The organism is Mesoflavibacter sp., from assembly GCF_964226795.1.
Classification (GTDB): domain Bacteria; phylum Bacteroidota; class Bacteroidia; order Flavobacteriales; family Flavobacteriaceae; genus Mesoflavibacter; species Mesoflavibacter zeaxanthinifaciens.
The window spans coordinates 14494-37351 of record NZ_CAXQQP010000014.1; the positions used below are offsets into that span (position 1 = coordinate 14494).

21 protein-coding genes are annotated in these 22858 nt (G+C 31.9%); 8 read left to right on the forward strand and 13 right to left on the reverse strand.

From position 1 onward, the window contains the following. Positions 1 to 25 precede the first annotated feature (25 nt). The 6 genes from ACEQT4_RS11965 to mnmE form a co-directional block, all read right to left on the reverse strand. Positions 26 to 322 (reverse strand): helix-turn-helix domain-containing protein, encoded by a 297-nt coding sequence (locus ACEQT4_RS11965; RefSeq protein WP_133355496.1) that lies wholly within the window; start codon positions 320 to 322, stop codon positions 26 to 28. Next, positions 319 to 621: a helix-turn-helix domain-containing protein gene (locus ACEQT4_RS11970; protein ID WP_027879783.1), complete on the reverse strand. Its 303-nt coding sequence runs from the start codon at positions 619 to 621 to the stop codon at positions 319 to 321. The genes ACEQT4_RS11965 and ACEQT4_RS11970 overlap by 4 nt, the downstream gene beginning before the upstream one ends. Before the next feature lie 156 nt (positions 622 to 777). Then, positions 778 to 1725 (reverse strand): DUF6617 family protein, encoded by a 948-nt coding sequence (locus ACEQT4_RS11975; protein WP_370227955.1) that lies wholly within the window; start codon positions 1723 to 1725, stop codon positions 778 to 780. Continuing rightward, positions 1725 to 2819, reverse strand: coding sequence for a phage integrase SAM-like domain-containing protein (locus ACEQT4_RS11980; protein WP_370227957.1), 1095 nt, complete (start codon positions 2817 to 2819; stop codon positions 1725 to 1727). Before ACEQT4_RS11980 ends, ACEQT4_RS11975 begins: the two co-directional genes overlap by 1 nt. A gap of 7 nt (positions 2820 to 2826) precedes the next feature. Then, positions 2827 to 3288: a helix-turn-helix domain-containing protein gene (locus tag ACEQT4_RS11985; protein WP_370227959.1), complete on the reverse strand. Its 462-nt coding sequence runs from the start codon at positions 3286 to 3288 to the stop codon at positions 2827 to 2829. Between the two features lie 121 nt (positions 3289 to 3409). Then, positions 3410 to 4816: a tRNA uridine-5-carboxymethylaminomethyl(34) synthesis GTPase MnmE gene (gene mnmE, locus ACEQT4_RS11990; RefSeq protein ID WP_106678580.1), complete on the reverse strand. Its 1407-nt coding sequence runs from the start codon at positions 4814 to 4816 to the stop codon at positions 3410 to 3412. Between the two features lie 65 nt (positions 4817 to 4881). Here mnmE and ACEQT4_RS11995 point away from each other — a divergent pair, with 65 nt between their 5' ends. After that, complete coding sequence (locus tag ACEQT4_RS11995) at positions 4882 to 5394, forward strand: peroxiredoxin family protein (RefSeq protein WP_370227961.1); 513 nt, start codon at positions 4882 to 4884, stop codon at positions 5392 to 5394. 61 nt (positions 5395 to 5455) lie between these two features. Here ACEQT4_RS11995 and ACEQT4_RS12000 read toward each other — a convergent pair whose 3' ends face one another. Continuing rightward, the gene (locus ACEQT4_RS12000) at positions 5456 to 6106 is read right to left on the reverse strand and encodes a rhomboid family intramembrane serine protease (RefSeq protein ID WP_370227963.1); all 651 of its coding nucleotides are present in this window, start codon (positions 6104 to 6106) and stop codon (positions 5456 to 5458) included. A gap of 62 nt (positions 6107 to 6168) precedes the next feature. Here ACEQT4_RS12000 and ACEQT4_RS12005 point away from each other — a divergent pair, with 62 nt between their 5' ends. Then, positions 6169 to 7059 (forward strand): lysophospholipid acyltransferase family protein, encoded by an 891-nt coding sequence (locus ACEQT4_RS12005; RefSeq protein WP_370227965.1) that lies wholly within the window; start codon positions 6169 to 6171, stop codon positions 7057 to 7059. 70 nt (positions 7060 to 7129) lie between these two features. Here the strand turns inward: ACEQT4_RS12005 and ACEQT4_RS12010 are convergent, their stop codons facing one another. The 3 genes from ACEQT4_RS12010 to uvrA all read right to left on the reverse strand — a co-directional run bounded on the left by ACEQT4_RS12010 (position 7130) and on the right by uvrA (position 11056). Further along, positions 7130 to 7819, reverse strand: a complete 690-nt coding sequence (locus ACEQT4_RS12010; RefSeq protein ID WP_027879775.1) for a TIGR00730 family Rossman fold protein — start codon at positions 7817 to 7819, stop codon at positions 7130 to 7132. 146 nt (positions 7820 to 7965) lie between these two features. After that, positions 7966 to 8133 carry a lmo0937 family membrane protein gene (locus ACEQT4_RS12015; RefSeq protein ID WP_370227968.1) on the reverse strand — a complete coding sequence of 56 codons (168 nt, stop codon included), beginning with the start codon at positions 8131 to 8133 and terminating at the stop codon, positions 7966 to 7968. Positions 8134 to 8221: 88 nt separating this feature from the next. Beyond that, a complete protein-coding gene (gene uvrA / locus ACEQT4_RS12020) occupies positions 8222 to 11056 on the reverse strand; it encodes an excinuclease ABC subunit UvrA (protein WP_370227970.1) in 2835 nt (944 codons plus the stop codon). Between the two features lie 152 nt (positions 11057 to 11208). Between uvrA and ACEQT4_RS12025 the strand changes: the two genes are divergently transcribed. Then, on the forward strand, positions 11209 to 11733 hold the full coding sequence (locus ACEQT4_RS12025; protein WP_370227972.1) for a hypothetical protein: 525 nt from the start codon (positions 11209 to 11211) through the stop codon (positions 11731 to 11733). A 115-nt stretch (positions 11734 to 11848) separates the two neighbouring features. Here the strand turns inward: ACEQT4_RS12025 and ACEQT4_RS12030 are convergent, their stop codons facing one another. The 3 genes from ACEQT4_RS12030 to ACEQT4_RS12040 are packed head-to-tail and all read right to left on the reverse strand — an operon-like array spanning position 11849 to position 14872. Next, a complete protein-coding gene (locus ACEQT4_RS12030) occupies positions 11849 to 12577 on the reverse strand; it encodes a hypothetical protein (protein ID WP_370227974.1) in 729 nt (242 codons plus the stop codon). Between the two features lie 10 nt (positions 12578 to 12587). Then, positions 12588 to 14276 carry a gamma-glutamyltransferase gene (gene ggt / locus ACEQT4_RS12035; RefSeq protein ID WP_370227976.1) on the reverse strand — a complete coding sequence of 563 codons (1689 nt, stop codon included), beginning with the start codon at positions 14274 to 14276 and terminating at the stop codon, positions 12588 to 12590. Beyond that, complete coding sequence (locus ACEQT4_RS12040; RefSeq protein WP_370227978.1) at positions 14273 to 14872, reverse strand: ACP phosphodiesterase; 600 nt, start codon at positions 14870 to 14872, stop codon at positions 14273 to 14275. The genes ggt and ACEQT4_RS12040 overlap by 4 nt, the downstream gene beginning before the upstream one ends. A gap of 40 nt (positions 14873 to 14912) precedes the next feature. Here ACEQT4_RS12040 and ACEQT4_RS12045 point away from each other — a divergent pair, with 40 nt between their 5' ends. From ACEQT4_RS12045 to ACEQT4_RS12065, 5 genes are all read left to right on the forward strand, one after another. Then, positions 14913 to 15983 (forward strand): acyltransferase family protein, encoded by a 1071-nt coding sequence (locus ACEQT4_RS12045; protein ID WP_370227980.1) that lies wholly within the window; start codon positions 14913 to 14915, stop codon positions 15981 to 15983. After that, on the forward strand, positions 15980 to 17368 hold the full coding sequence (gene glmM, locus ACEQT4_RS12050; protein ID WP_370227982.1) for a phosphoglucosamine mutase: 1389 nt from the start codon (positions 15980 to 15982) through the stop codon (positions 17366 to 17368). Before ACEQT4_RS12045 ends, glmM begins: the two co-directional genes overlap by 4 nt. Positions 17369 to 17395: 27 nt before the next feature. After that, positions 17396 to 18895, forward strand: coding sequence for an aminotransferase class V-fold PLP-dependent enzyme (locus tag ACEQT4_RS12055; RefSeq protein WP_370227984.1), 1500 nt, complete (start codon positions 17396 to 17398; stop codon positions 18893 to 18895). Between the two features lie 10 nt (positions 18896 to 18905). Next, positions 18906 to 19742, forward strand: coding sequence for a hypothetical protein (locus ACEQT4_RS12060; RefSeq protein ID WP_370227986.1), 837 nt, complete (start codon positions 18906 to 18908; stop codon positions 19740 to 19742). Positions 19743 to 19974: 232 nt separating this feature from the next. Beyond that, positions 19975 to 22740, forward strand: coding sequence for a metalloprotease (locus ACEQT4_RS12065; RefSeq protein WP_370227988.1), 2766 nt, complete (start codon positions 19975 to 19977; stop codon positions 22738 to 22740). Positions 22741 to 22858: the final 118 nt, after the last annotated feature.

Genomic DNA, 22858 nt, shown 5'->3' on the forward strand with positions numbered 1-22858 from the left:
ATGTGTTTTGTCTAAAATTGCTTCTCTACTTATTTCCATCTTGCTTGAAATTATGGTTGTAGTAGTTATCTTGAAGCAATTGCTCTATGTCAGCAACTCTATAGTAAAATTTACCTTTTACTTTGCTGTAAGGCAAAGTGCCATTGGTTCTTAAAGTTTGCAACGTACGCTTACTAATATGTAAAGTCTGCAATACATCTTGATTGTCTATCCACGTATCCTTTAATACTTCTGCTCTCGATTGTCGCAACAATTCGATACGTGCTTTTAAGTCCTTAACATCTTGCGAGAGCGTTAAGAGTAAATCGATTATTTCTGTCATAACTTCACCGCTCCTTTCTTAATTAGGTAATCGGCAGCTTGCTGTTCGATTTCATCTCTTGAGTCCATACGGTTACGTAGTAACCAATGGTCTAACTCTTCTCGTTGGAAATAAATCTTTTTACCATTCGGTTTATAATGTGGAATGGTTCCCGTACTTGTAAGTTTATACAAGTGCGATTGGGATAATTCTAAATACTTGCAAGTTTCATTAAAGTTTAATACTTGCTTTTGCATTGTTTGTTGCTCTAACAAGAGTTTTTCAATGCGGTCTAACTTTTCGATGATATTTGTGTCCATCGTTTATTTTGTTTTAAATAAATGAGGACATCTGGCCAAATGTCATTCTTGGTTTTCAAGAACAGGACAAAGGTTCAAAATTGGCTTCTCGATTTTAGTAAGAGTGAAAAACAAGGGTAAGACAACAGTAAGGTTTCTTACTATTCTTACTGTTTTTTATTGCAGTTGTTGGATAATTTTATCTATTTCTTCCTTTTCTTTTGGGTTATGAACTTTGTTTTTGTGAAGATTATTAGCCTTTAATAGCGTACCTGTTTTGGTAACAAATTTTCCAGAACGTTCTATTGCCGTAGGATTGAAATAAATAAAAAATGGTTTAAGTTTTGTTACAAGGTAACTAAACTGTGTCGTCTCGCATTGAAGATAAATTTGCGATTCTGTATTTGTGAAATCTTTTGCTAATAAGAGTTCGTGCAACTGTTCTACAGTTGTACGGTTATCTAACAAATCTATTTTTAGATTTACCAGTTTGAGCACAGTTAGCAAAGTTGAAGTGTCATTACTTTTATATCCGAAAGAAGTCTTTGGTTTTGCTTTCGTTTTTGATGTTTTTTTGGTAGCAACTTTTTTAGTGGTGCTCTTTTCTATCACATTAACATCAAAAGTTTCATCATTAAAGTATTTTTCTGCAATTTCTGAAATAGAAAATGTTGTGTTTTCTGAAAACTGACCGTATTGCTCTTGTAGTTCAGCATACAATCTTATAGCAGACACTTTTAAGTAGTTTATGATATAATTATCATCATTATTTAAATCTGCTGTTATTCCTCTCTTATTGATATAAGTTGCAATGTCATTTAAGTACTTATCAAATTTATTATGTAGAATAGTATAGCTATATTTATTTTCCGGTGTAGTTGCATTTACGGGAAATTCTTTTGAAAATGATGCTACTGTATTTTCTGTTTCAATAAAGATTAGCTTTTGGTAGTATTCTTTTTTCGCATTTAAAGGCTTTTTAAAGTTTACTTTAAAAACTGCATTATTGGCTTTTGGATTCAATTTAAAATCAGACAGTAGGTATTTAAAATCCTTTTTTTGTCTATTATCTCTATGTAAGCCATTGGTTATAGAAACCAAACTTGAAAATACACTTCCTTTCATTATAAATCCAGTTGAATACGGTTAGCAGCTTCTTTCTTTTTATCGTCAATTACTTTAGCATATATCTGTGTAGTGCGTAATTCTTTATGACCTAATAATTTTGATACTGTATATATGTCTGTACCCAATGTTAATTGTAAGGTAGCGTAGGTATGGCGCGCGCAATGGAAGGTTATATTTTTAGTAATACCTGCTTTCATCATCCATTGTTGTAGCTTTAAGTTAGACCAGGCACTATAATGTAAGCCATCAAACACTTTATCATCTGGATTACCTTTTTCTCCTAATAGATTTCTTGCTTGGTCTGATATTGGTAAGGTTTCTACACCTTTAGTTTTCTTTTGTCTAAATCTGATATAATATCCCATTTCTTTAGAGTGCTGGATTTCTGACCATATCAATTTTTCAATATCTGACCAACGTAATCCGGTTAAAGCTGAAAAAATAAAAGCATTCTTTAAAATAGGCAGTTCACATTCTGTATTAACTGCCTTTTGTAATTCATCAAGCGTTAAAAATTCTCGTTGAGGTTCACCTTGTTTGAAGTATTCAACACCATTTGCAGGATTTACTTTTAAAATACCATCCTTGACCGCCTGTTTTAATGCTGCTGAAAATTTTCCGAAATATGAATATTTTGAATTTTGAGACAGTTTTTTACCTGCTCTACTTATTGCATCTTTATCTAAATACTCTTTGAAACGCTCAACAAATGATTTGTCTATGTCTTGAAAACTAACATCAGTTGGACAAAACTTTTTTAAATGTTTTAGCATACTATTCCAATTACCATAATTGCCAGAGCTTGTATTTTTCTTTTCTGCTAAAGCTGTGATATAAGTAATAAAACTGCCTTTTAGCTTTTCAATATCTTGAAAGCCATAAATACCGTTTTGAATTTCAATCTGTCGTTGTGCACAAATAGTTTCTGCAAGTTGCTTCGTTTTCCTGTTTACCTCTCTTTCCGTTTTGGTTTTAGGATTTGGTGTAAGGTATAAGCGTAAGTATTCGGTTTTACGTTTACCTTTATGATAGTAATCTAAATACAGGCTTATTTTGTCGTTTTTCTTGCGTTGTCTTAATGTTACTTTCATAATGGAATTAATTAAAGAGGTTTTCTATTTGCCATCTGGCCACAATACGCTTTCTACCAAAAGGAACTGCTTTTAAACGTCCTTGTTGAATCATTCTTTGAATGGTCCATCTACTCACACCAATAAGTTGTGAGGCTTCTGTAACGCTTAAAAAATCCTTGTTATTTACAGCATTAGGATTGTGAACTTCAACAACTTGTTTTTGCTGTTGCATATCTTCAGTAAGAGTAGCTTGGATTTTTTCTTTACGCTTACGTGCCTTATATGCTCTTTTTGCACAAGTATCGCCACAGTATTTAGTAACTGTTGTACGTGCTGTGAAGGCATTACCGCAATGCTTACAAGTTTTAGGAATGAATAAATTACTGCTCATAAATGGTGCTTTATGTAGCGTAATGGTGCAACGTGGTGCGTTATGGTGCATCATTTCGCCTTTATTTTTGCCAACAGATTTGGGCAAAAAATCCATATTTAAGGCAACAGATATACAACAAATTTAATCAAAAAAGAGCAAAAAAGCAACAAATAAAAGAAGATAAAATAATATAAAGTAAACAATAACAAGGGATTAACAAATAAAAGAAAGCAAGTTACTTCCCGATACAGAAATTAGCAAAAATATTACCCAAAAGATCATCACTTGTTATCTCACCAGTAATCTCTCCAAAATGATACAAAGCTTGGCGAATGTCTATTGCCATTAAATCTCCAGAAAGTCCAGTTTCTAAGCCGTATTTTACTTTTTGGATTTCTTCAAAAGCTTTTAATAAAGCATCATAATGACGTGTGTTTGTGACAATAGTTTCGTTATTGTTTAATGCACCAGTATTAACAAAACCTATTAATTTATCTTTTAAATCTTCTACACCTTCGTTATTTTTTGCCGAAATCATTAATGCTTCAATGTGTTGAATTGTATTTAAAGATTGTGACACTTCTTCTTTTTCTTCCTCTGATAATTGATCTACTTTATTGGCGATAATTAACATTGGTTTAAGCGGAAACTTGTTTTTAATCTTTTCTACCTCTACAATCAAACGTTCGCTTTGTGTTTTAAACTCGTTAGCAGAAAATAAGAAAACAACAACTTGCGCTTGGTCTATTTTCTCAAAAGTTTTTTTAATCCCAATATTTTCAACAACGTCTTTTGTATCTCTAATTCCTGCGGTATCTATAAACCTAAAACCAATACCGTTAATCACCAATTCATCTTCAATGGTATCTCTGGTTGTTCCTGCTATATCACTTACTATGGCACGTTCTTCGTTTAAAAGCGCATTAAGCAATGTAGATTTACCAACATTTGGCTCTCCAACAATTGCTACTGGTATTCCGTTTTTAATCACATTTCCTACTGCAAAACTATCTATTAAGCGTTTTAAAACGAAAGAAATACGATCTACCAAATCTTTAAATTGTGTGCGATCTGCAAACTCTACATCTTCTTCTGCAAAGTCTAATTCAAGCTCTATTAGAGAAGCAAAATTTAACAGTTCTTCACGTAGCTTAGCTATTTCAGAAGAAAATCCGCCACGCATTTGCTGCATTGCAATTTGATGTGATGCTTCATTATCACTTGCAATTAAATCGGCAACAGCTTCGGCTTGGCTTAAATCTAGCTTTCCGTTTAAAAAAGCACGTAAAGTAAATTCGCCAGGATTGGCCATTCGGCAACCTTTTCTTAAAAATAGCTGAATAATTTCTTGTTGAATATAAACCGAACCATGACACGATACCTCAACTACATCTTCTCCTGTATAAGAATTTGGATTTTTAAAAACCGATACTAAAACCTGATCTATCACACGGTTTTCGTCAATAATATGTCCCAAATGTATGGTATGCGTCTTTTGGTCGCTAAGCGACTTTTGGCTTTTTACAGACTTAAAATTATCTGCTGCTATCTTTATAGCATCCTTACCCGATAATCTAATTATGGCAACTGCACCAGCGCCAGAAGCGGTTGCTAAAGCTACTATGGTATCGTTATATATCATAGTGCAAAAATATGCATATTTTATTCAACTTTTATAGTTTATATTTGTTGTAAACTTTATTTGTAATGAAAAACACTTTAATATTATTTATTTCGGTTTTGACGTTATTTTCTTGTAAAGAAGAAAAAAAGGAGATTACCGTTTTTGGGACTAACATTGGTGATTACGCACCAACTTTTACTGCGCCAACTCCGGATGGAGCTACTTTAAACATTAACGATATTGACGCTAAAGTCACTATTTTAGATTTTTGGGCTAGTTGGTGCGGACCTTGCAGAAAAGAAAACCCAAATGTGGTTAGAATGTATAATCAGTATCACAAAAAAGGATTAGAAATTGTAGGGATTTCTTTAGATAAAGCACAGCAAAAAGACCGATGGTTAAAAGCTATCGAGCAAGATAAGCTAACTTGGAAACATGTATCTAACCTACAAGGTTGGCAAGAGCCAATTGCACAAACTTATGGTGTAAGATCAATACCTGCTACTTACATTTTGGATAAAGATGGTAAGATTGTTGCAAAAAATTTACGTGGTAAAGCTTTAGAAGATAAAGTTGCTGAGTTATTAGCGAATTAAAATTTTTATTTCACTTTCGTGGAAAATCAAGAACTTCGATAAAACATCGGAGTTTTTTTGTTTAGATTTTGCCTAACTTTTTCATTACAAACAATAAAATGATTGGTAATGCTAAAACAACAACCATTGTTAAATTAATTTGAAACAAGTACGGAACAAAAACTAAAGTAGTTACATAACCACCAATTGCGCCTCCAAAATGTGCATCATGTCCAATATTACCAATACGTTTTTTCATTCCGTAGATAGAATATAATAAATATCCAATACCAAAAACATAACCAGGAATTGGAACAGGAATAAAAAAGAAAAACAAACTCATGTCTGGATTAAGCAGTATTGCAGCGTATAAAATACCTGTAACTGCTCCACTTGCTCCTACTGCGCTGTAATGGTATTCATCTTTATGAAAATATAGCGACAATAATCCACCAGCAACTAAGCTAACTATGTAAATAATTATAAATTTAAGTGAACCAACATATGCAATTACATTGTTAGCAAAAAAATACAGCGTAATCATGTTAAATAACAAATGTTGGGTATTTACATGTAAAAATCCAGAACTAAACAATCTAAATTGTTCGCCTCTTTTTATGGCACCAACATTAAATTTATACTTATCAAAAAAACCATAATCTTCAAATCCTTTGTAAGAAATTATGACGTTTGCAGCGATTATAATTATTGTAACAATTGCTAAATTACCCATTTCAATATTTAAGTTTCATTCAAATATACTATATATTTGCCAAGCTAAACTAAGAACGCATCATGCAATTTATTGCCTACATATTAATCTACCCATTTTTGTGGTTAATCTCTATCTTACCCTTTAGATTACTTTACGCATTTTCTGATGGATTGTACATTTTAATCTACCGTATTATTGGCTACAGAAAAAAAACCGTAAAGGAAAATTTAAGACTTGTTTTTCCTGAGAAATCTGATGATGAAATTAATACGATAACTAAAAAATTCTATCATCATTTATGTGATATGGTTGTTGAAGCTATAAAATCTATGACTATTTCAGAAAAAGAAATGAAAAAACGCTTCACGTTTAAAAATATTGAAGAGCTTAAAAAACACGAAAAAGAAGGTAAGAGTATTGTAATGATGACTGCGCATTATGCCAGTTGGGAATGGATTTTTATACTACAAACCTATATAAACTACACTGGTTACGCTATTTACAAACGATTAAACAATAAGTATTTTGACCGTTTGGTAAAACGTATTAGAGCACGTTACAACTCTTATTTAATAACTACTAAAGAAACTTTTGAAGTTTTACAAAAAGCCAAAAATAAAGGCGAATTAACTATTAATGGCTTTGCTGCAGACCAAAGTCCTAAACCAGATAAAGCTTACCATTGGTTAAATTTTATGGGAATTAAAGTTCCTGTTTATACTGGTGCCGAATTAATGGCAAAACGCCTTGATATGACTGTAGTATTTTTTGCTGTAAAGCGTGTTAAAAGAGGTTATTATGAAACCACAATTACTACTCTTGCAGAAAACCCTCATGATTTTAAAGATTACGAAATCACCGATCGTTTTTTTGAATTAGTAGAACAACAAATTTACGAAGCACCAGAATACTACTTATGGACTCATAAACGATGGAAACACAGAGATAAGGTGCCAAAAGAGTTTATGTAAAACAAAAAATTTCAGAAAATAACATCATATTATCTTCTGAAATTTCTTTTTTAAAACCTTTTTTGTTTGTTTAGAAGTTTGGACTTAAACCATATTCTTCGTAAAATTTATCTAGTATTTCTACCACTTCATCTGCTGTATCTACTAAATGTATTAAGTCGATATCTCCAGGACTAATATTTTTAAAACTATCTAAAAGTGTTGTTTTAACCCAATCCATTAATCCTTCCCAAAACTCGGTACCAACTAATATAATCGGGAATTTTTCAATTTTATTGGTTTGGATTAAAGTAATTGCTTCAAATAACTCGTCTAATGTTCCAAATCCACCAGGCATAACTACAAAACCTTGAGAGTATTTTACAAACATAACTTTTCTAACAAAAAAGTAATCAAAATCTAAGCTTTTATCAGAATCTATATAAGGATTATCATGTTGTTCAAAAGGTAATTCTATATTTAATCCTACAGATGTTCCGCCAGCTAAATGAGCTCCTTTATTACCTGCTTCCATAATACCTGGTCCTCCACCAGTAATTACACCATAACCGGCATTAACAATTTTTGAAGCTACTTCTTCTGCTAATTTATAGTATTTATGATCTGGTTTTGTACGAGCAGATCCAAATATAGATACACTTGGTCCTATTGCACTCATTTTTTCAAATCCGTTAACAAACTCGCCCATGATTTTAAAAATCGCCCAAGAGTCGTTTGTTTTCTTTTCATTCCAACCTTTAGGATGTTGTTCTTTTCTCATATTATAGTTTTAAAAAATTCAAACAAACAAATTTAATAGATTTGAAAGGATTTAGCTGTTCTATTCACATTTTTTAAACAAAAAAAGACTAGCAATATTGCTAGTCTTTATATAATATTCTAAAAATGAATATTTTATACTAAAAATTAAAGTGGTTTTCTTCCTGAAATGATGTTATAAAGCACTGCTATTACTGCAATTACTAATAACACATGTATTAAACTTCCGGTTCCCATTCCTGAAACAATTTCGAAAAATCCAAGAACCCACATGATGATACAAATTACGGCTACTAGCCAAAGAATACTTCTCATAATATATTGGTTTTTAATGGTTAATGTTACTTAAAGTTACATATCCAAATCACCAATATGTGTTAACAAAATCGTAATTAGCTTATTATTAAGAGTTTAATTCTTTCTTTAAAAAACGTGCTGTATGGCTTTTTTTATGTTTAGCAACTTCTTCTGGTGTGCCTTCAGCAACTACTTGTCCGCCACCTTTTCCACCTTCATATCCAATATCTATAATATAATCTACCGTTTTAATTACATCTAAATTATGCTCTATAATTAACACCGTATTACCTTTATTTGCTAATTTATTTAACACTTGCATTAACACTCTTATATCCTCAAAATGAAGTCCTGTTGTTGGCTCATCTAAAATGTAAAAAGTATTTCCTGTATCGCGTTTACTTAGCTCGGTTGCCAATTTTATACGTTGCGCTTCTCCACCAGAAAGCGTTGTACTTTGTTGTCCTAAAGTAATGTAACCTAATCCAACATCTTTTATGGTCTTCAGTTTTTTATGAATCTTTGGTATGTTTTCAAAAAAGTCTACCGCTTCATTAATGGTCATATCTAATACATCACTAATGCTTTTTCCTTTGTATCTTATTTCTAAAGTTTCGCGATTAAAACGTTTACCTTGACACGTTTCACATTCTACATAAACGTCTGGTAAAAAGTTCATTTCTATTACTCGTAATCCGCCACCTTTACAAGTTTCGCATCTTCCACCAGCGACATTAAAACTAAATCTACCTGGTTTATAACCACGAATCATGGCTTCTGGTATTTTGGCAAAAAGACTTCGTATTTCGTCAAAAGTTTTGGTGTATGTTGCTGGATTACTTCGTGGTGTACGACCAATTGGCGACTGGTTAATATCAATCACTTTATCAATGTGTTCTAAACCTTTTATGCTTTTGTAAGGCATTGGTTTTTTTACACCATTAAAGTAATGTGCATTTAGAATTGGATACAACGTTTCGTTAATTAACGTCGATTTTCCGCTTCCTGAAACACCTGTAACACCTATCATTTTTCCTAAAGGGAACTTTACAGAAACGTTCTTTAAGTTATTACCAGTACAGCCTTTAAGCTCTAAAAACTTACCGTTACCTTCACGACGCTTTTTTGGGATTTCTATTTCCATTTTACCATTAAGGTATTGCGCTGTAATGGTGTTACCTTTTAATAACGCTTTTGGCGTGCCTTCACTTATAATTTCTCCTCCATGTTTTCCTGCACGCGGACCTATATCTATGACGTGATCAGCACGTTCTATCATATCTTTATCGTGCTCTACAACTATTACCGAATTACCAATATCACGCAAAGACACCAAACTGTTAATTAGCTTTTCGTTATCACGTTGATGTAAGCCAATACTAGGTTCGTCTAAAATATATAACACGCCAACTAACTGCGATCCTATTTGTGTTGCTAACCTAATGCGTTGTGCTTCTCCACCAGATAAGGATTTTGAACTTCGGTTTAACGACAAATAATCTAATCCTACATCTAATAAAAATTGAATTCTGGCACGAATTTCCTTAATAATTTCTTCTGCTATTTTTAGTTGCGTTTTGCTTAAATGTTGTTCTAAATCGCCAAACCAAGCAGAAAGCTCGCTAATGTCCATATTGGCTAGTTCGGCAATATTTTTTTCGTTTACTTTAAAATAAAGCGACTCTTTACGCAATCTGCTGCCTTCACATTCTGGACATTCAATTTTGTCCATATATTCTTTTGCCCAACGTTTTAAAGATGTTGACTCTGCTGTATTGTACTGGTTTTCAATAAAATTAGCGACACCTTCAAAATCTATTTTATAATCTCTGGTAATACCTAATGTTTTACTTTCAACAGAAAACTTCTCATTTCCGCCATATAAAATCACCTGCTTTGCTTCGTCAGGAATAGACTTGTATGGATCTGTTAATTTAAAATTATAGCGTTGTGCAATAGTTTCAAATTGCTTAAAAATCCAGCTCTTTTTTTCTGGTCCATGTGGCGCTAATGCACCAGCTTTTATGGATAAAGAATCATCCGGAATTATTTTTTTCTCGTTAACTTGATACAAGGTTCCAATACCGTTACATTTAGGACAAGCACCTTTTGGCGAGTTAAAAGAAAAGTTGTTAGGTTCTGGATTTGGATAAGAAATCCCTGAACTTGGACACATCAAATTTCGGCTAAAATAACGTGCTTCTTGCGTATCTTGATCAATCACCATTAACACGTCATCTCCATGATACATTGCTGTATTAATTGTCTCAGTTAAACGTTTATCGTTATCTACATTTTCATCTATCTTAAGGCGATCTATAACAATTTCTATATCATGTGTTTTGTAACGATCTAGTTTCATGCCTTTAACTAAATCTCTAATTTCGCCATCTGTTCTTACCTTTACAAAACCTTGTTTTGCAATTTGCTCAAACAACTCGCGATAATGTCCTTTTCTAGATCTAATTACTGGTGCTAACACGTTAATGCGCTTACCTTTGTAACTTTCGGTAATTAATTTTTTGATTTGCTCATCACTGTAACTCACCATTTTTTCGCCAGTATTGTAACTGTAAGCATCGCTACCTCTTGCAAATAAGAGTCGTAAAAAGTCGTAAATCTCGGTAATCGTACCAACGGTAGATCGTGGTGATTTGCTGGTTGTTTTTTGTTCAATTGCGATAACTGGTGATAAACCATCAATTTTATCTACATCTGGTCGTTCTAATCCGCCTAAAAATTGTCTGGCGTACGCCGAAAATGTTTCAATATAACGACGTTGTCCTTCGGCATAAATGGTATCAAACGCTAAAGACGATTTTCCGCTTCCTGACAAACCGGTAATCACAACTAGTTTTTCTCGCGGAATGGTAACGTCTATATTTTTTAAGTTATGTGCTCTTGCGCCTTTAACTTCAATGTTTTCTTCAAAATTTGTCATAGCAATTTTTAGCAAATATCTGTGAATTGGCAAAGTTGCAAAGATACGGTTTTTATCAATCTTTTTGAAGTGCAATTAGTTATCATTTTCTTAATGAAGTCTTTATGATTTTTTATATTTTCGTTGTCACGGAAATTAAAAAACAGATACTAATGAAACTTTTAGGAATAGGATCAAGAATTAATCATACATCATACGGAAAAGGCGTTATTACCAATGTAGACAGTCAACAATATTGGGTAACATTTATTGAAAACGGTTTAGAAACCATACCATTAGACGATGATTTTGAAACTATTGAAGCTGCCGAAAACGAGGTAGATACTGTTAGCTTTTTTGATATTGAAAGTAGCTTGGTAAGTATCTTAAAAAAATACAGTGATGTTTCTGAAGTTGTGCATATTGGCGACAAATGGAAAGGCGGTATTATGGAACTAAAACCAGCAGACCAAAACCTAAAAAGTAAAGAAATAAAAATTGAAGACTTTTTTCATAAGATTACAATGGTTCGTGATCGTTTGCGCGTTATGGAACAAAAAATAAATTCTAGTAATCTTGAAGAACAAGAAAAAATAGATTTACAGCAATATATTACACGTATTTATGGTAGTTTAACGACGTTTAACGTCTTATTTAAACTGAAAGAACAACAGTTTGTTGGGCAGAAAAAGAAATAGTTAGTAGTTAGCAGTTAGCAGTTAGCAGTTAGCAGTTAGCAAAACTATAATTATGTAGTTAAACTTTGTTTTCTTATTAATTATTTGCCAAACATATTAGTGATAATTCGTGTTTTTATTCTGACCTCGAAGTTTTAATATCATCCAACTCTAAACCTAAAAACATAAATTTATGAAAGGTTGGTAATTGCGCATTAGTTTCGGTAGTTTTCCAGTCGCTCCATGTTGCTTCTAAACCGCCAATTGGCAAAATATCTACCCACATTTGAAAGCTTTTAGGTTTATAATTCTCGTCTAAATGCCATAAATAAGAATCGCCTGGTGTACTTCCGCCTTTTGTGTAAGTAATTAATAAACCTTCTTCTCCGTCTTCGTTTTTGGCAATACTTCGTTTTGTTCCAGAATCAAAAACTTTATATGGCGCTACTAACCAAAACGTATCATTATTAAAATAATCTATTGCTTTTTGTACGTATTTCTCTTTTTCTACGCCATTATAAGCTTGATCTTGCACAAATACTTTGGAGTTACTTTTGTTATTTAAATCTAACTCTACTTTAAAATGACTCCAAAATACATTACAAGTATTTTCTAATTTGTTCCATTGGTACTTGTGTCTTTGTTTAAAAGTAAACTCGATATAATCAGTGTTTTTATAAGCCTCATAATCTAAAGCTTCTAACATTTTATTAGCTAAACTATCAGCTTTTTCTGTTGGGTTTATTTGAGGTAAATCTTCTGCATACTTAAAGTATACAAACCCAAAAAACAGTAATGATGGTAGTGTAAAAAAGATAATTACTCCTAAAATTATTTTAAATATTTTCTTTGCTTTTATTGCCATAATTATTCATTTAAAATCCAACTGCGGTATCGTCTCCTCTTGGATCTGCGCCACCTTCTAATTGCCCGTTTTCTTTTACTAAAATAGCATCTACTTTACCAATTACAGGTGTACGATTTGTGTTTATAATATACCCTTTTTCTTCTAATGTATTAGTCAACTCTTCATTAAAAGCGTTTGGCTCTACTCTAATTTCGTCAGGTAACCATTGATGATGAAATCTAGGCGCTTCTACTGCTTCTTGCATACTCATGTCAAATTCATGCACATTAATTATAGCTTGCATTACACTTGTAATAATAGTAGATCCGCCAGGTGTACCAACAACCATGTATAATTGTCCATCCTTTTCTACAATAGTTGGAGTCATAGAGCTTAGCATACGTTTTTCTGGTAAGATACTATTTGCTTCTGCTCCAATTAATCCGTATACATTTGGTTCGCCTGGTTTACTTGAAAAATCATCCATTTCGTTATTAAAAAAGAAACCTAATCCTTCTGAATACAATTTAGACCCATAACCAGAGTTTAATGTTGTGGTTACCGCAACTGCATTACCAAATTGATCGACAATTGAATAATGTGTAGTTTCATCACTTTCAACAATCTGAACATCTCCATGATTTATTTTAGCTGAAGGCGTTGCTGACTCAAAACTAAAATCTTTCATCCTATTAGATGCGTAACTTTCGCTAATTAATTGGTCTTGCGGAATGTTTACAAAATCAGGATCTCCTAAATAAAAACTTCTATCGGCATACGCACGTCTTTCGGCTTCTGTAATTACCTGAATTGCTTTAAGTGAATTATGTCCAAATTCGTCTAATTCATAAGGTTCAATTTGTTTCATTATTTGAGCTAAACAAATTCCACCACTTGATGGCGGTGACATAGAAATAATCTTTAAATCATCATAAGTAAATGTAATTGGATCTCGCCATTTGGCTTCATACTTTACAAGATCTTCTTTGGTGATGATTCCTCCATTTCTTTGGATGAAATTTGCTATAGAATCTGCAATTTCACCTTTGTAAAAGGCATCACGACCATCTATCATAATTTTAACCAATGTTTTTGCCATTTGTTTGTTTTTAATCGTATCACCAGCTTTCCATTGTTTAGCAAACAGAATGGTATCTTTGTTAACTTCAAGAAAATCTTTTCGTTTTTCATCTAAAACAGCTTGTTGCTTTTTAGTGACAACAAAACCACGATTAGCCAAATCTATCACAGGTTGCATAATGGTCTGAATAGGCAAACTTCCAAACTTGTCGTGTACTGCAAATAAACCAGCAACAGTACCAGGCACGCCAACAGCCAATCCGCCTTTTGTACTTAAATTAGGGACGACATTACCCATACTATCCAAATACATTTGTTTTGTAGCTGCAAGTGGCGCTTTTTCGCGATAATCTAACGCACCAATGTCACCATTTTCTAGTCGGTAAACCATAAATCCGCCACCACCAATATTTCCAGCATAAGGGTAACATACCGCTAAAGCTAAATCTGTTGCTACCATAGCATCAAAAGCGTTTCCGCCTTTTTTAAGAATCTCTACTCCTATTTTTGAAGCTTCAGCTCTTGCTGAAACGATCATGGCTTTATCTGCAATTACACCTTCTTTGGTATTTTTTTTATCTTCTTTACAATTGAAAAATGAAAGGAAAACAATTATTAAAAGTAACCTATGTTTCATGATAATTCTTGGTTGATTTGGATTAGTTTTTCTTCTGAAAATGCGATTAGCTCCTCAAAAAAAGAGGTGAATTCGGCTTCAAATTCGTCATAAAATAAATCAAGTTCTTTTGTGGCTAAATTCATTTGTGATCGGTTTTTGGTTCGCTTATTCATTCCGTCTAATACTTTTGCTATGCCTTCTTTTGTCGCGTAACTTAGCAGCCAATTTCCTGAAATTAAATGTGGCATCATTTTTAAGATGCGCTGTGGCAAAATTTCAATATTTTCGGTTAAAATTTGATAAAAATTTTCGGCATAATCTTCTAAAAGCACATCAGAATATTTTGACCAGTTTTTGGCTAAAAAATGATCATATAAAATGTCTACAATGATGCCAGAATAATGTCCGTAATTTTTATGAAGCTTTTTGGTGCTTTGTCTAACGGTCGGATGCGCATCTGTAAAGGTATCGATTTGACGGTGTAATAATATACCTTTTTGAACTTCTATCGGGTATGTTTTATACTTCTTCCCACGTATTCCATCAGCAATAAAGTTACCAATTGTGACCATTTTGTTGTTTCCAGAAAGGTAGATATGCGCTAAGTAGTTCATTCAATAAATATATGTATTTTTAGCCTTTTAATTAAGAGATTTGAACAGATTACCAAACTTAGATGTTTTACGATTTATATTAGCCAGTTTAGTGATAATTTTTCACTTGCCGCAATTATGTCGTAATCAAGGTCTTCCGTATTTTTTAGACGCACCAATTTTTAATCGCGGTGTTGAAGCTGTCTACATGTTTTTTGTTTTAAGTGGTTTTTTAATTATTAAAATAATTTATACCGATAAGTTACGTGACCGATTTTCGATTAGAAAATTTTACATAAGACGTATTTTAAGGATCTTTCCTTTATATTATCTTATTCTTATTTTCGGTTTTGTGTTTTATTGGCAAATATTACCTGTTTTAGGTATTCCTTTTGAAAATAATTACAACCTAAGCAATGCGGTTTTATTAGGTACATTTTTTCTACCAAACGTGATGTCAAAACTATATATGCCTGGCGGAATTCTTGAAGTGTTATGGTCTATTGGTATTGAAGAACAGTTTTACATTATCGTTGCGCCTTTACTTTTTATCATCAATAAACATCGAATATTACAAACGCTTTTAATATTAACAACCGTTTATTTTATTGTATTTCATCTTGATTTTTTTAATGTCTTACAGGAATACATCATGGTATTTTTCTTCTTATTTTTTGGTGGAATTGTCGCCATACTTGAAGACAAAAAACAGTTAGAATTTTTAAAGAAAAACGTGATTTTTCCTGTTTTAATAACCATTTTAACAGTCTTGTATTTTACAACGTCTTTATTTGAGTTTGAATCTGTTTTTCTTTTCAACCTAGTAACAATGGTACTTTTTGGAAGTTTTATTCATACCATTGCACATAATAATAAAGGTGTAGAGATTAGAAACCGAATGCTAAATTATTTTGGACAGATTTCTTACGGAATTTACATGTTTCACGTTATTGCTTTAAACATAGTCGTCTTTCTATTTTTAAAAATAGAATGGTTAAAAACATTTAGTGATAACATGACCATTATTTTAATTAATATTTTGACCTTTGCATTAACCATTTTTATGGCGCATTTGTCTTACAGATATTTTGAGACTTATTTTTTAAAACTGAAAAACAAATTTAGAGAATGACACTTATAAAATCTATATCAGGAATTAGAGGAACTATTGGCGGTAACGTTGGAGACAACTTAACTCCAATTGATGCAGTAAAATTTGCTTCGGCTTACGGGACTTGGCTTAAACAACAACGCGATAAAACAGATTATAAAGTTGTAGTTGGTCGCGATGCGCGTTTGTCGGGCGATATGATTCAAAATTTAGTAATGAATACACTTGTAGGTTTAGGTATTAACGTGGTTGATTTAGGATTATCTACAACACCAACTGTAGAACTTGCCGTACCAATGGAACACGCAGATGGCGGCATTATTTTAACTGCAAGTCATAACCCAAAACAATGGAATGCTCTAAAGTTGCTTAACGCGAAAGGTGAATTTTTAAATGGTAAAGAAGGCCAAAAAATATTAGAAATTGCCGAGTCTGATAACATGACGTTTGCAGAAGTTGATGATTTAGGTGAAATTACTAAAAACGACGCTTACTTTGATTTGCATGTTGAGGAAGTGTTAGCTTTAGATTTAGTGAATAAAAAAGCAATAGAAGACGCTAATTTTAAGGTTGTTGTTGATGGTGTAAATAGTACTGGCGGTATTGCTATTCCTTTACTTTTAGAACATTTAGGTGTAGAAGCCATTAAATTATATTGTGATCCAACAGGTCATTTTCCGCATAATCCAGAACCTTTAAAGGAACATTTAGGCGATTTAAGTAATGCTGTAAAAAAACATAATGCAGACTTTGGTATTGTTGTAGATCCAGATGTAGATCGTTTAGCGTTTATGGATGAAAACGGAAATATGTTTGGTGAAGAATATACCCTTGTTGCTTGTGCAGACTGGGTTTTAAGCCAAACACCTGGAAATACTGTAAGTAACATGAGCTCGACTAGAGCCTTAAGAGATGTTACCGAAAAGCATGGCGGAACTTATGAAGCTTCTGCTGTTGGAGAAGTAAATGTGGTTGAATTAATGAAGAAAAACAACGCCGTTATTGGTGGCGAAGGTAATGGCGGAATTATCTATCCAGCTTCTCATTACGGTCGTGATGCTTTAGTTGGAGTAGCTTTATTTTTAAGTCTTTTAGCTGATAAAAAAATGAGTGTTAGCGAACTTAGAAAAACTTACACTAGCTACTTTATGAGTAAGAAAAAGATAGAATTAACGCCTACTTTAGATGTTGATGCTATTTTAAAAGCAATGGAAGAAAAATACAGTAATGAAAATTTAACCACTATTGATGGTGTAAAAATTGACTTTGCTGAAAGTTGGGCTCATCTAAGAAAAAGTAACACAGAACCCATTATTAGAATATATACCGAAGCTAAATCTCAAGAAGCAGCAGATACTTTGGCAGAAAAAATCATTTCAGAAATTAAAGAAATTGCTAATATTTAGTATATTATAGCTTAAAATTTTCAGGTTATGTACACAACAAACGCTAAAAGAACCGAAACTTCTAAACTAGAAACTTATTTCTCTCAGTTTAGAAAACATATTATAGGAATAGACCAAGAATTTGAATCACCTTACGGAACACAAAAAATGGTTTATACAGATTGGACAGCTTCTGGTAGATTGTACAGACCAATCGAAGAAAAGATAATCAACCATTTTGGTCCTTTTGTAGCTAATACACATACAGAAACTACAGTATCTGGTACCGCAATGACTAATGCTTATCATAAAGCAAGACAAATCATTAAGGGACATGTAAACAGTAATAAAGATGATGTTTTAATTGTTGCTGGAAATGGTATGACAAGCGTTGTCAATAAGTTTCAACGTATTTTAGGACTAAAAGTCCCTGAAAATTTAAGCAAATACACTAAAATACCAAACGAGATAAGACCTGTTGTGTTTGTTACACATATGGAGCATCACTCTAACCAAACTTCATGGTTAGAAACTATGGCAAAAGTTGAAGTTATTCCTGCAGGAGAAGATGGTTTATTCTGCATGAAAAACCTTGAAATCTTACTTGAACAATACAAAGACTATCCATTAAAAATCGCTTCTGTAACTGCCGCATCTAACGTTACTGGTTTAAAAACACCTTATCACGACATTGCTAAAACAATGCATCAACATGGTGGTGTTTGTTTTGTAGATTTTGCGTGTGCTGCACCTTATGTAGATATTAATATGCATCCAGAAGATGAAGACGCTTATTTAGACGCTGTATTTTTCTCTCCTCATAAATTCTTAGGCGGACCTGGAACATCTGGTGTTTTGGTTTTCAATAAAAAATTATACAAAAATATGATTCCCGATTGTCCTGGTGGCGGTACTGTAAGCTGGACAAATCCTTGGGGAGAACATAAGTATATTGATAGTATCGAAGACCGTGAAGATGGTGGTACGCCAGGTTTTTTACAAACTATTAAAACGGCTTTAGCTATAAAGCTAAAAGACCAAATGGGCGTAAAAAATATTTTAGATAGAGAACACGAAATGTCACATCATATCTTTAAAAGTTTAAAAAAAATTGAAAATTTACATGTTTTAGCTGCAGAGCATGAAGATAGATTAGGCGTGTTTTCATTCTATATTGAAGATTTACACTTCAATTTAGGTGTAAAATTATTGAATGACAAATTTGGAATACAAACACGTGGCGGATGCAGTTGTGCAGGTACTTACGGTCATTACTTATTACACGTAGACAAAGAAAAATCTCATTCTTTAACTTGTGAAATTACAGCTGGTGACTTATCTCAAAAACCAGGTTGGATACGTATGTCTATTCACCCAACAACCACTTGTGCTGAAGTAGATTATGTATGCGAAAGCATAGAAGCTTTAGCCAAAAACCACAAAGAATGGGCTAAAGACTATGAATACAACAAAGCTAATAACGAGTTTATTCATAAAACATACATACCAAAGCAAACAACTAAAATTAAAGATTGGTTTGAATTGTAATGTTTTTAAAATGAAGTCTTTTTATGTGTTGCTCACTACTTTAGTTTTATTTACTTCTTGTGCTAAAAAAACACTTTTATCTAAATATAAGGAGGAAATATCCTCACTAAAAACAGATCAAGATATAGAAGACTATTGGAAAGATCTTTTAGACCTAGATCAGAACGCATTATATAAAGATAATTACATAGCAAAACAACACGATTCTCTAACCATTACGCACATGATTAAGTCTGCGTTAATGATTGAAATTCATGGCTTAGAACACTATCTTCATAATAATAGTGTTGTAGAAATGCACCATATTCATAATTATTTTGGACCTTCACAGATTGCATATTGGCCAATTATAAAAACTTGCGCTAATGCAAGAGGTCATCAAAAGTTAATTCAATATCCAGCTTATCAGTTAGAAGGGATTTCATTAACATTTTATAACTACTCTGTTTATGGCGAAAGCAATAAACATCAATCATTACTAGAAAAACTAAATAAAATAAATAGCAACACAGTAAGTAAAGACTTATATGACGCTTTTATATACCAACTTAAACTTCAAAAACTAAAAGAAATTGAAGTTATAGGCAAATGGCAACTTGAATCTTTTAAAACTAAGAAAGAAGATGGTTATTTTGAATTTGTAAAAATGAGTGATAATAACTTATACTATAGAAAACATAAAAGAATTCAAAAATTAAAGCTTGTAAAAACTTCTAACAACATTAAATATTACAGAGTTGAAAAAGAACCTTTTGGTTGGCAATTTGTTTTAGACCATAATGGTCAATTATCATTAAAAGATGAAACCAATAGTGTATTAATTTCGTATTCTATATACAAGGACTAGAGAAAATCTCTAAAACAAACATTTTCAATCAATTAAAACAATATTGATTTTCTTTCGTTATAATTTTAAAAAAAAATTGTTGTTCGCTGTACATTTTTAAATTTGAAAACATTATTTTCAAGGAAAAAAGTATTGCTATAACTTTTAAAAGCTATTAAAAAGAAAATTGAAATTTAAATACACTTTCATCATAATTTGCCTGTTTTCCATTTCGGCGCTAAGCCAAAATAAAATGGACATTAATGCTGTGTTTGACACAAACAATCACAGTATTGCAATAACTCAAAACATTACTTATTATAATAATTCTAACAAGGTTTTAGATACTATTTATCTTAACGATTGGAGTCATAGTTATTCTTCCAAAACATCTCCATTAGCCGAGCGTTTTGCAGACGAGTTTAAAACCGTTTTTCACTTTGCTAAAAACGAAGATAGAGGCTACACTGCCCTAACAAGCATAAGCCAAGATAATAATGCCTTATTTTTTGACCGTTTAGATAAGAAACATATAGATGTTATTAAAGTTGCTTTAAAAGAGCCGTTACAACCTAAAAGCAGTTATAATTTAACTTTAAACTACATTGTACAAATACCAAACAATAAATTTACACGCTATGGTGTAACAGATGATGGTCAATATAATTTACGTTTTTGGTATATTACTCCTGCTATTTTTGATGGTAAATGGCATTATTACAGCAATAAAGATTTAGACGATTTATACTTACCAAAATCTGATGTTAATCTAACAGTAACCTACCCAAAATCCTTTACTCCTATATCTGAATTAAACACCTTAAAAAATACAACAAGAGGAGACAATGTTACTACTGTTTTGCAAGGAAAAGATGTTTTAACGACCAAGTTTTCTTTAGTTAAAAACAATGATTACAAAACGGTAGAAACAGACTTTTTTAACATCAAATCTAATATTGACACTGAAGATTTAGATCCTGCTGAAGTTGCTATTGTTACTGATAGAGTAACTCAATTTATTAATAAAAACTTGGGTGAGTATCCTCACGAAAAAATGTTATTAACCTGGATAGATTATAAAAAAGATCCAATTTACGGTCTTAACTTATTACCAGATTTTATAAGACCGTTTGACGATACATTTCAGTACGAACTAAAAATCTTAAAAACAGCACTAAGAAGCTACTTAGAAAACACATTGCTAATCAACCCAAGAAAAGATCAATGGATTTTGGATGGCATTCAGATTTACTATTTAATGAAATACGTAGAAGAAAACTATCCAAATCAAAAAATACTTGGTAAGCTAGCTAATATTTGGGGCGTACGTGCTTTTCATGCATCAGATTTAGAGTTTAATGACCAATATCCATTTTTATACATGCACATGGCACGTACCAATCTAGATCAACCACTAGATATGCCTAAAGACAGCTTACTTAAGTTTAATAAAAACATATCTAATAAGTACAAAGCAGCTGTTGGACTTAATTATTTAGATGACTATATAGGAAATAAAACCATTGAAAATAGTATTTCTGAGTTTGTGAAAACTAGAAAAATGAAACCAATTTCTGCTTTAGATTTCGAGGATTTTATTAGAAATAAGACTTACAAAAATTTAGATTGGTTTTTTGAAGATTATGTCTCTACAAGTAAAAAAATAGATTATCGTATAAAAAGAGTTAAAAAAACTGAAGACTCTTTAGAAATTACAATAAAAAACATTCGTGACAACACAATGCCAATTGCCTTGTTTAAACTAAAAAATGATACGGTAATTTCTAAACAATGGATTGAAGGTTTTAAAGGCACAAAAAAAATAAAAGTAGAAAAAACTGAAGCTGATCAATTAGCTTTAAACTATGATAATGTTGCGCCAGAATTTAATCAACGTAATAATTTTAAAAAACTTGATGGTTTTTTCTTAACCAATAAACCATTACAGTTTAGACTATTTAAAGATATAGAAGACCCTAATTATAGCCAAGTCTTTTTTATGCCAGAGTTTGAGTATAATTTTTATGATGGTCTTTCACCTGGATTAAAACTTTATAACAAAACCTTATTAAGCAAAAGACTTAATTACAAAATAAGCCCAAAGTTTGGTATAAAAAGTAAACAATTAGTCGGTAGTGCATCTGTATCGTATTCTGCAAGACCAGAAAACTCTAATAACTTCAGGACACGTTATGGTATATCTGGTAATTACTACAATTATGCACCAAATTTATCATATACAAGCTTTACTCCTTATATAGATTTTATATTTAGAGACCATAAAAACTTAAGAGATAATAAAAGAGAATATCTAAATTTTAGATATGTGAATATTGACCGAGAAGTTGATCCAACAGGCGAATTTGAAACCGATGGAGAGCCAAAATATGGAATTTTTAATGCTAGGTATAGTATAAACGATAGAAATTTAAAAGAAACAAAATACTTCAACATAGACTTACAACTCTCTAAAGATTTTGGTAAAGCATCAACTACACTAGAATTTAGAACACTTACCGAAAAAAACAATCAATTTAATTTAAGGGTTTTCTCTGGTATTTTCTTGTATAATCAAACTTATCAAGATTCTGACTTTTTTAGCTTTGCTTTAGACAGACCTACAGATTACCTATTTGATTATGATTATTTAGGACGTAGTGAAGAACAAGGCTTATTAAGCCAGCAGTTAATTATTGCTGAAGGAGGATTTAAATCAAAATTAGAGCAACCCTATGCCAATCAATGGATTACTACTGTAAACACAAGTGCTACAATATGGCGTTATATAATGGCGTATGGAGATGTTGGAGTTATAAAAAGCCAAAACTTGAGCCCTAAATTTGTTTACGATTCTGGTATACGACTAAATCTTGTAGAAGATTATTTTGAAATATACCTTCCTGTTTATTCTAATTTAGGTTGGGAAATTGGTCAACCAAACTACGACCAAAAAATACGTTTTATCGTCACACTTTCTCCTCAAACTTTATTAGGTTTATTTACAAGAAGATGGTATTAAAAAATAACTTATTTGAAGTTTTTAGATATTAAAAAATTCTTAACCAAAATTGATATTTCTTTTAAATAATAAGAAATTAACAAAATTTTACTTATTTAATTTAATTTTTCGTATTATT